Source organism: Xanthomonas sp. SHU 166 (assembly GCF_000364685.1).
GTDB lineage: Bacteria > Pseudomonadota > Gammaproteobacteria > Xanthomonadales > Xanthomonadaceae > Xanthomonas_A > Xanthomonas_A sontii.
The window spans coordinates 1-1,103 of sequence record NZ_AQOJ01000494.1; the positions used below are offsets into that span (position 1 = coordinate 1).

A 1,103-nucleotide genomic window follows, 5' to 3' on the forward strand; every position below is an offset into this window, starting at 1 on the left:
ACCGCGCCGGGATCGCTGGTGTGCAGGTGGTGGCACCGGCCGGCGACCGCACGCGCGCCTTGCCCCGCGGCGCGGAAAGCGTCGGCTCGCTGCGGCTTGCGCTCACGTCGCGCGCGCCGCACGCGCGCCGTGTTGGCGCCCAGGAGGCGCGCGGAGGTGGCGCGCCACGCGCAGCGATGACACGGCGTCGTGCGCGCAGCACCAGTGCCCTTAGGGCTGAACATGGCGGACGCACCGCTGAGGCCGCGGCTTGGATTCGACCATTGCCCAGGCTACGCCACGCGCCGGTGGCGCTCCTGCAGGCCAACCGCGTGCGCACGTGATGGGGGAACGCCCTAGTCGCCGGTCCCGCCCGCGCGGCCACGCAGCTTGTCCAGCCGGTCCAGCAGGCCGATCCAGAACGCCGCCGGCAACTCGGCGACCAGCGGCACGCTGAAGCACCAGTCGTTGACGAAGGCGGCGCACTTGACCGCGTCCTTCTCGGTCATCAGCACCGGCAGTTCGCTGCCGAAGGCCAGGTCCGCGGCGCGGTACTGGTGGTGGTCGGGAAAGGCATGCGGGACCACGCCGATGCCCTGCGCGCGCAGCATGTCGAAGAAGCGCTGCGGGTGGGCGATGCCGGCCACGGCGTGCACGCGCTGGCCGGCGAAGCTGCGCAATGGCCGCGCACGGCCGCCGCGCAACGGTTGCGCGCTGTCGATGCGCAGGCGCATCGCCCATTCGCCGAAGCCGACTTCGAGCGCGCCGCTGTCGCTGGCCTGGCCCAGGTTGACGACCCGGAAATCGCATTCGTTGCCGCGCGCCACCGGCTCGCGCAGCGGCCCGGCCGGCAGCAGGCGGCCGTTGCCGTAGCGGCGCTGGCCGTCCACCACCTCGATCTCGATGTCGCGCTGCAGCCGGTAGTGCTGCAGGCCGTCGTCGCAGACCACGATGTCGCAGCCGGCCTGCAGCAGCGCGCGCGCCGCGGCAACGCGGTCCCGGTCCACCCGCACCGGCACGCTGGTCTTGCGCGCGATCAGCACCGGCTCGTCGCCGCCCTGCTCGGCCGAGGTGCCCGGCTCGATCCAGCGCGGCTCCTGCGGCTGGCTGCGCCCGTAGCCGCG

The 1,103-nt window shown here is 74.1% G+C and carries 2 protein-coding genes; both read right to left on the reverse strand.

Features of this window, described 5'->3' with window-relative positions:
* Positions 1-224: hypothetical protein (locus tag D180_RS24580; RefSeq protein WP_232760484.1), on the reverse strand; the 224-nt coding region annotated here is incomplete at its 3' end.
* Positions 225-335: 111 nt separating this feature from the next.
* A partial coding sequence (lpxK, locus tag D180_RS12845) for a tetraacyldisaccharide 4'-kinase (protein WP_017913106.1) occupies positions 336-1,103 on the reverse strand: 768 nt, incomplete at its 5' end.